The sequence below is a fragment of the Mesotoga sp. UBA5825 genome, from assembly GCF_002432955.1.
Lineage (GTDB): Bacteria > Thermotogota > Thermotogae > Petrotogales > Kosmotogaceae > Mesotoga.
The window spans coordinates 1-8,755 of the sequence record NZ_DJHG01000097.1; the positions used below are offsets into that span (position 1 = coordinate 1).

The window sequence follows — 8,755 nt, forward strand, 5'->3', positions numbered from 1 at the left end:
TATTTATTACATGGTTGCGCTCATCGAGCTTGTATCTTTCCGATGGTTTCATTTCAACACTTCCCAATAGCCTTTTTTTGTTGCCCCTACATGGCGTATGCGATTCTGTTCTTTGAGCTTTCTCAGATGATATTTTATACCATCCTCGCTCAATGCCAGTTCTTGTGCCAGTTGACGACGGGTAATAGATGGTTTCTCCCTTAGCAAGAGAACGATTTTTTCTTGGGTAGTTTCTTGGGTAGCACTACCCTTGCTACTTACTTTTCCCCGCATTGTATCCAGATAATTATCGGAAAATGGGAATTCCACCCAGAGATCATGTCCTTCCAGTTGAATACTGGGAGGCGGCGAATCCGAACTACGGCAAGCTGAGAATATTCGTTCAATCCCCCGACCCCAGGATTCAATTTCCCCGGAGCGGAAAAAAGCGTTTGCCACATCCGGATTATAGGGATGGGATGCATGTGCGCCCAATAATGTTTTCAAACTCCACCCTTCAGGCAGTACTGCAGGATTCCAGATTTTCAGTTTGTTCTCATAGACCCGAATCTGTATTGGCGCAGGCACTGAATAATCCCTATGAACCAGCGCATTAAGTATGGCCTCGCGCAACGCCTCGTAAGGTACTGGGAACCGCTCGATTCTCTGAAGACCTTCATAGATGATGGCGGCTTTCATGTATTTGGTTCGAAGTAGATCAATTACTGTATGTGCCTGTGAAAAAAGAGAGCCGTGAATTTCATCATGATAGGCAAGTTCAGACTCTGAAACAAAAAAGCCAATTTTGATAAAAGCCCCGGTGATAAACCGATCAGGATCTTCATGGAAGAGCAGTACAGCCGATCGTTTCAGGTATGAGCCTTCAGTTAATTTAAGCTTTTCAAGCAGCTCCGGATCTGCTGCCGATAAATCCGCATCACTTAAGCGTCCGCTGACGGTAGCCAGCTCACGAAATTTTTTGAGGCTCACCAAAGACAAATCATTTATTGCAACCCCTGGCAGGGGTACAGAATCCCATGTGCGTCCCTGTTTCTGTAGCAGAAAACGATCCAGCGCGGCGCCTTTGATTTCCTGCAGGGTACTGCCGCTACGAATGTAGTAATGACCCCGATAGCTAATCGGGTTGGTGTAGGCAGGCACATTAACTTCCAGCAATTCTGCTCCTTCTTCAGCAAGCAGGTTTACTTCGACAATTATTCCCAAAAGATCACGGATTTTATTGGGTAATTCCTCCATCAGCTTTGCACTTTCAGCAACACCGACTGCCTCACCTCGATCATTTTTGCCGATGATCAGAGTGCCTCCATGAGAATTGGCAAAACCACAGACCCAGCGCAGATAATCATCACGCCAGGATTCTTTAAATTCAACAGCTTGGTTTTCCTTGCTCATGTATTGATCTCCTTGTTTTGATGGTTTTTCATTATATCTCAACTTATGCACTCGATTTTAGCAAAAAAAAGGAATCCCTATTTGTCCTGATAACGCAGGCCATAAAAGCTGCGTCGCAACTAATTTCCCGAATTATCGTTGCAGCTCAAAATGTACCTCTCTACTTCTGCAAAGTACTGTCTGATCCATTGACTGAATTGTTGCACTGCTATTCCAGTTGCTAGAAAGCTGTTGTAATACTTTGAACACAAACTACACTCACCCAGCGTCATTGCATAGAAGGCTATCCTGATATAGGAGCTACAGAACGAAACGTGATTACCTATTTCTGTAATTTGACGATCCGCTTCAGCGAGATACTTTCTCGATTTCTCAATGAGCTTATTCTGAATGGAACTCCCTCTTTGATGATCGATTGTAGCTAATACCTCATCAACAAGATTCAGCTTGGCCTCTACAGATAAGAGAACTGCGTCGTTATCGTCAAGTTCTTGTATTAGGTCTTCCATATGATCAACGACTTTCGTCAAATATCCGGGCCATTCAGCCTGATTCATCTCTTTCTGAAAGAATCGTGCAGCAAACAATCTGTTGTTCTCCCATTGCCACCTCTCATAGACGAAAGGTTCACCGAGACTTAGAACTTTCCGATCAATAGAATCAATAGAGTCGCGAAAAAACGAGCACAGCTCACCGTATATTTGTCTGAAAGGCTCAATGAGATTTGAATCTGCTAATCGGGTAAGTATGTAGAATAGTTCTTTGTTCAACTCGAATAGTTTTTCAAATGGCAACATACTAATTTCTTCCCATTTCTGCCTAACTGCATACAAAAGTGTCAATAGTTGAGTCAAGTTATCATGAACGTCTGGCATAGTTACCGTTAACGAATTGATTGTCAGCATTGGCGTGATTGGGCTCAGATCGTACACAGCTTTTAGTGTTGAAACAAGCATAATCAGTTGACTCTTTTTCGGAAGACTTGGAATAACATCTATTAGGATCGCCGCAATTGAATCAAGAATCAGGCTTCTGTTTCCTATTTGTCTTCCATAGACCATTTGGTAGCTGAAGAATCTTGCTTTGTCATAAATGCCTCCGTTTGAGAATTCAGTTTTGAATTTCTCAAACGTCCTTGAAGCTTTCTCAAGTTCCCCGTTTCTGACATAAAGGTCTATGAGGTTTTGAAACGCAATGCTCTTGATCCTTTTCTTAACCTTATCCCCAGCTGAAAAAAGCGCTTTCTCATAGTACCTCATGGCTTCGAGATCATTCCCTCTCATATACTTCAACCTTCCCAAGTTATTGATAACTACGGTGCCTGCCTTGTCTTCGTTTTCTTTTAATGCCTCGCTCAGCAGATCAGACGCTTCTTCTAGGTTTCCTTTGCTTTCAGCCAGCAGAGAAGAAGAAATAAGGAATGATGTCTTGAGTTCTGGGTAATGAGAGATATCCATTTTTGAAAGAATCAACTCGGCTCCCTTGATATTTCCAGCTAAGCAGAACAGCTGTGCTTTGATAATGTTGAGCCTCGTCCTTTCCGAATCGAAAAGAGAAAAGCTTTCGATTCTCTTATAGACTCTATAGGCACCGTGTAGATCATCATTGTCCAGCAAATAGCTTGCAAGAATATGGAGATACTCGATTTTGAAAGGTACAGATAAGCCAAAAAAGATCTTTTTGTCAGGTAAGTTTTGACCCTCGTTAAAATCCAGAGCTTCATACTTCCGCTTAGTCAGCCTCAGAAGAAGATTTTCTGGAAAAATAACGTTTTCACTGAATATTAAGCCAATAACTGCAACTACAGCCGCAGATGAATATCCCAAAAGACTGAATATAAGGCTTCTCTTGAATAGTAGCGTTGTCACCACGGAGATGAGCAGAGACAATATGATTCTGAAAAGAACTCTCCGGTTGATCAACCACCGCCATTCCTCATGACGTGATCCAATAATGATAATGGCTAGAATCTGAACAAACAAGATGAATAAGATTCTTGTCAGATTTCCTGAAGCTAGCGCTTCAAAAAACTCATATGCTTGGTTCATTCTCCTGACTCCTTCAAAAGCGACCTAGCTCTCGTGTTTCAGCTATTGGTTTGCTCCGTAAGGGGATTTTCTGACTCCCTAAACACCTTTCCTGCCGCTTTGGCTATTGCTGAGTACTAAACATCTCATGCTATATTTTGATCTTCAAATTGGTGCTCGCTCAAGAAAACTCGCAACCTTAGTATGATAATTCACTTTCTCAAATGTAAACCGCAATTGGTAGAACTACGACAAGTGGTGCGTCAATTTCATCTTTCAGGCCAGGAATTTTAAACCCATTCTTTGCTAACTCCTCAAAGGATCGCAGAAATCCTTGAATCATTTGCTCGTCAAGTAAGCCAAAAAACGTTGAAGATTCCAATGTTTTGATGTGCCCTTCATCAATCTTCTTCACAACTTTACCTAGTAGTCTGTAGTTCCCTTTCTGAACAATCTCCCTTGAACCGCTTCTCAGAAGATCTTTGGACAGGAGGGATATTGCTTTATGACCTTCTAGATTCTTGAAGTCTATGAGATAAAACCTTGATTCTGATTTGTCAATGTCACCGACAAATGAGTTCAAAATGTCCGTTATTTGCTTGATGGGGACCTGTTTCTCACTCATATTTGGTTTGATCAATGGCGCAAATATTTCTATTACATGCAAAAATCTCTCTATAGAAGAGGAAATCGGATTTGGTGAGAAATTTCCGATGATCTCCACAAAGCTACCTTCTGTAAGAGCATTCCAGTCCTCAATAGTTTCGATTCTTCTAATATCTGACTTTTAATTAGCTTCGTTCTCACTTTGTTGAACAGTGAGCCAGGCGTTTGAACTCTTTCAGACTGGCTTTCGGAACTCAAAGCCTTGCTTTTTGACAAGCCTCCGCTGGCAGAGATATCTACAAATGGCAATACTTTAGATAGCGAAATCCCGACACTGCCTTCCCTTTCAGAAAGCTCTCCACTTGTGATCTTAATTTTTTCACTGAGAGATAATCCATTATCAAGAGTTGCAAGGATGTCAAGCATGATTTCTGCATCAAGATAGACTGGAACGACAATGTCCGTTGGTTCCAAAATCCCTGAGGCATCTTCAGATGCCTTTCTCTTTCTGAACATGAATTACCTCCTGAGCTAATTAGTGATCCTGTTTTTCACTGGTTGCATCACTCACAGTCTCCTTTTTTGACTTCAAGTATCTGTCAAACAGGAAGTCAAGGAGCGTGCTGGCAAAGTCTTGGTCGTCGTTTATCTTCTTGTAGAATTTGATATTCGAGTCGATCATGTCCTGGATTATGTCGTTGGCGATGTTGTCAAATGTAAGTCTGGCACTGGAAGGGGGATTTACCTGCACGCTGTTTCTGAGCGCTTCGTTCTTCTCCAGTCTTTCTTGAAGTTGACTGAGGAATACTTTGTCTTCTTCGGTGAATTCGGTGCCGAATCTTTCGTTCAAATCTTCTATGATCTTGGATAGCAGTTCCTGTTCGTTGACAAATGCCCCTGTTTCAGCACTACCATTTGAGGGCTTCAACTCACCTGGGCCTCTCTCCAATTGAATTTTCCCCTTTGAGGACTTCTGGATTCGCAGAGATTCCATATCTATATCCTCAAGCACTTCCAAGGGGAGCTGTCCTCTGGGAATTGGAAGTCTTCTTAGAAGGAATCTCGCAAAGTGATACAGCTTCTCCAGTCCCGGATCGGAGAAAGTGATGATTCTGGAAAGGAAAGAGTATAGATGAACGAATCGAGTAAGTGTCTTACGAAAGTCAAGCTTGACATCTTCCTCAACCTCTTCAAAACGCGATATTACAGGCTTGAGGCAATTATAATAATCAGAGTGTTTTGGCTTCTCAGAAAAATAGACTTCTGCAAATCTGTCCACGTCATCTTGACTGTATAGCTGAAATTGCTCCAAAACTGTCTCCAGATCGTACAAAGTGTCGGGATCGGTTCCTTCAGTGAGCAATGTCTTTTCATAGTATGGCTGGAAAGACTTTTCGATTTCTTCGGCTTCATTCACGAAATCAAGAATCATAGTATCTCTCTTGTCAGGGTGAATTCTGTTTAGCCGGCTTAGTGTTTGAACCGCATGTACCCCGTTAAGTCTCTTATCGACATACATTGTATGCAGAAGCGGTTGGTCAAAGCCTGTCAGAAACTTATTTGCAACTATCAGGAATCGATACTTGTCGGTGTTGAACTCCCCAGCCGTTTGTGATTCAGAGAAGCCGTTCATTTTCGCTTCGGTGTATTCCATACCACCGTCACGAACAGTCCCTGAAAATGCGACGAGAGCCTTTATCGTGTCGTAGCCCTTCTCCTTCACGTATCTATCGAATGTCTGACGATATCTTACAGCGTGGAGCCTTGAGCTCGTCACGATCATTGCCTTAGCTCGACCTTTGATTCTGTCCATAGTGAATTGCCTGAAGTGCTCAATGATTATCTCTATCTTCTTCGAGATAGTGTATTCGCTTTCTCTGACGAATTTCTGCAGAAGGTAAGAGGCTTTGGCCTTTTCGAACTGCGGATCCTCTTCGATCTTCTTGAGCAGTCTGAAATAGGTCTTGAAGGTCGTGTAATTCTCGAGAACATCCATTATAAAGCCTTCCTCTATCGCCTGTCTCATGGAATATAGACTGAAAGGTTCGAATTTGCCGTCGGCTCTTTTGACCCCGAATGTCTCAAGGGTTTTGTTCTTTGGAGTTGCCGTGAATGCGAAGTAGCTCACATTCGGCAGTCTTCCTCTCTTCTTCATCTGGTCAGTTATCTTGTCTTCGAGATCTTCTGATTCAACTCCGTCTCTAATCTCTGCTTCCTCAAGAGTCTCCACCGCGAGAACCTCGTTCATGTCCCTGACGGTTTCACCACTCTGAGAGGAGTGAGCTTCATCTATTATTACTGCGAATCTATCACTCTTCAGTTCCCCTATCTGATCCACAATGACAGGGAACTTCTGAAGGGTCGTGACAATTATGTCTCTTCCGTTTTCGAGCGCCTCTCGTAACTGACGAGAAGTCTTGTCAATGTTCTCAAGCTTTCCCTTCACATCTTCGAACTGCCCTATAGTGTTCTGAAGCTGTCTATCTAAGACTCTTCTGTCGGTTACCACTATCACAGAATCAAAGAGCCTTCTATCATCAACGTGTAAATTGGAAAGATGGTAGGCTAGCCAGGCTATCGTGAAGCTTTTCCCGCTGCCTGCGCTGTGTTGCACTAGGTAACTGTTCCCAGTTCCGCTAGCTTTCGAATCCTCTATTAAGCGGTGAACTGCATCTAGCTGATGGTATCTGGGGAAGATCATTGCCTTCTTTCCGGTTGGCCTTCCATCTTCATCTAGAATATCTATTACCTGAATGAAGTTCTGTATGAGGTCGAGTATCCCGTCTCTCGACCAGACCTCTTCCCAGAGATAAGAAGTGGCATATTTGTTGTAGCCAGAAGGGGGATTTCCAGCACCGGTGCCATCACCCCTGTTGAAAGGGAGAAAACGTGTCGCGTCCTTCTTCAACTCAGTCGTCATGTAAACCAGTTCGGGATCAACGGCAAAATGGGCGAGGCACCTGCCAAATCTGAACAGCGGTTCGACGGGATCGCGGTCTTTTCTGTACTGGCGCATAGCATCTTCAACAGTCTGACCGGTAAGGTGGTTCTTCAACTCGGCAGTGAACACCGGAAGGCCGTTGACAAAAACCACCATATCCAGACTGTTTTCATTTTTCATGCTGTATTTCAGCTGTCTCACTACCGAGAAGATGTTAGCTCTGTACAGCTCTTGAAGGGTCTCGTTCATGCCGGTTACTGGCTTGTAAAAAGCGAGTTTGAAGTGCGAGCCGAGAGACTTAATCCCTTTTCGAAGGACATGGAGTGTTCCATAATCGTCCACGGCTTTCTTTACTCGTTGGAGAAGGCTATCCTTGGCCTTATTACCAGCCGCTTTCTGGTATTTCTCCCATTCTTTTGGCTGGGTGGCATAAATGAACTGGAGAAGATCGGAGGGGATAAGGCAGAGTTCCTTCTCATATTCATCCGGTCTCCGGCTTGAGAAACCGCCGCTGACGAAAGCCGTCTGCTTTGCCTTCTGACCGTATAGCGATTCGACAGGAGCTTCCTTCAGCAAAGAGTTTTCAATAGCCTCTTCAAAGCTCTTCTCGTCGTAAGTCTTGCTCACTACGGTACCTCCTCCCGAACGTCAATCTTGCCCGTAACGGCCGCTGTGATAAGAGCGGAGCGATATTCCTTCAGAAGCTCTATGCTTTTTTCGATCTTTGAGATGAAGGAGTCCATTTTCTCTGTAGCTTTCTCAAGACTGCTAGNNAAGGAGTCGATTTTGTAATTTCTCTCAGTAACATAAGCGACGACCCTCTCTTGCTCCTCTATGGGCGGCAAAACAACTATTAGGTCCCGTAGTTTCTCCCTAGAAAGTTCGATTTGATTTGTCGAACCAGCGACCAGTTCATTTAGAATCTTGCCTTGATAAAGCGGTGTTTCGACTAGGAGCCTTAAAAAAGAAGGGATCAATAACTTGCGGTCGCAACGTACTATTGTCACATGGCTATCAGCAATGCACATTCTATCAAGATTGAAAAGCAAAGCACGCCCAAGGGTGCCCGTCCCAGTGGAGTTGAGTAGCAAATCGCCTTTCTTGAGCAACCCTTTTCTCAGCTCAGAGATATCGGTTTCCTCATGGTACTTGAGATCATCTTCGCTTATCCCCTCCCAGTAGATGCATGCTTGATTGATTACCGCAATCGAACTCTTCTCTGCATAGTTTGGACTAATTCCCCTTCCAACGTGATTTACCGCCCTCTTCAGTTTTGCTACACCCCACCCTTCCGGTATCTCCCCGATCCATTCGATCCCCGAGTCTTTCATGGGAGCGTTGGGATCGAGACCTTTAGTCACTGCTCGCGATATTATCACCGCGCGCTTTTCTTTCAGGAGTTCAATAAGTCGCTGCTTCTTAGTGATTAGGGAATCTACTCTCTTTAGCGTTTCATCCAGAAAGCCCACTATTTGACTTTGTTCTTCAGGTTTAGGTAGGGCTACAGGATAGTTGTTGATGAAGTCAACTGTTATCCTCTTCTGACCAGCAGCTCCGTGCATTATTTTGCTTCCAGTTTCTCTAAAAGCTTTGGAAATCGAAACATAAAAAAGGTACCTAGAGTCAGACCGTTCATTTGGCCTTAGTACAAACAATTCGGTTGTACCAAATCCTATACCGTTTACAAGATCTGAGGCTATTGCTCCTTTATAGTTTTCAAAGCAAGGAGTTATCTTCGCTACGATCAGATCACCTTCTGCGAAATACGTATAACCTTGCTTAACATCCA

The 8,755-nt window shown here is 43.6% G+C and carries 6 protein-coding genes; all 6 read right to left on the reverse strand.

Translation table 11 applies throughout. The features are described from left to right. Positions 1-48: 48 nt before the first annotated feature. Positions 49-1,392, reverse strand: coding sequence for an ATP-binding protein (locus B3N33_RS09650; RefSeq protein ID WP_292593197.1), 1,344 nt, complete (start codon positions 1,390-1,392; stop codon positions 49-51). 119 nt (positions 1,393-1,511) lie between these two features. Continuing rightward, the gene (locus tag B3N33_RS09655; RefSeq protein ID WP_292593198.1) at positions 1,512-3,440 is read right to left on the reverse strand and encodes a tetratricopeptide repeat protein; all 1,929 of its coding nucleotides are present in this window, start codon (positions 3,438-3,440) and stop codon (positions 1,512-1,514) included. Positions 3,441-3,639: 199 nt separating this feature from the next. After that, positions 3,640-4,143, reverse strand: coding sequence for a DUF6414 family protein (locus tag B3N33_RS09660; RefSeq protein WP_292590151.1), 504 nt, complete (start codon positions 4,141-4,143; stop codon positions 3,640-3,642). After that, a complete protein-coding gene (locus B3N33_RS09665; RefSeq protein WP_099829292.1) occupies positions 4,095-4,541 on the reverse strand; it encodes a DUF6414 family protein in 447 nt (148 codons plus the stop codon). Before B3N33_RS09665 ends, B3N33_RS09660 begins: the two co-directional genes overlap by 49 nt. 19 nt (positions 4,542-4,560) lie before the next feature. Next, entirely contained in the window at positions 4,561-7,593 is a 3,033-nt protein-coding gene (locus B3N33_RS09670; RefSeq protein ID WP_292593199.1) for a type I restriction endonuclease subunit R, read from the reverse strand. Then, positions 7,593-8,621: a restriction endonuclease subunit S gene (locus B3N33_RS09675; protein WP_422655906.1), complete on the reverse strand. Its 1,029-nt coding sequence runs from the start codon at positions 8,619-8,621 to the stop codon at positions 7,593-7,595. The genes B3N33_RS09670 and B3N33_RS09675 overlap by 1 nt, the downstream gene beginning before the upstream one ends. Positions 8,622-8,755 lie beyond the last annotated feature (134 nt).

Excerpts from the sequence above, each read along its gene's own strand:
- B3N33_RS09665 (WP_099829292.1), bottom strand. The coding sequence starts at position 4,541 with ATGTTCAGAAAGAGAAAGGCATCTGAAGATGCCTCAGGGATTTTGGAA.
- B3N33_RS09650 (WP_292593197.1), bottom strand. The coding sequence starts at position 1,392 with ATGAGCAAGGAAAACCAAGCTGTTGAATTTAAAGAATCCTGGCGTGAT.
- B3N33_RS09655 (WP_292593198.1), bottom strand. The coding sequence starts at position 3,440 with ATGAACCAAGCATATGAGTTTTTTGAAGCGCTAGCTTCAGGAAATCTG.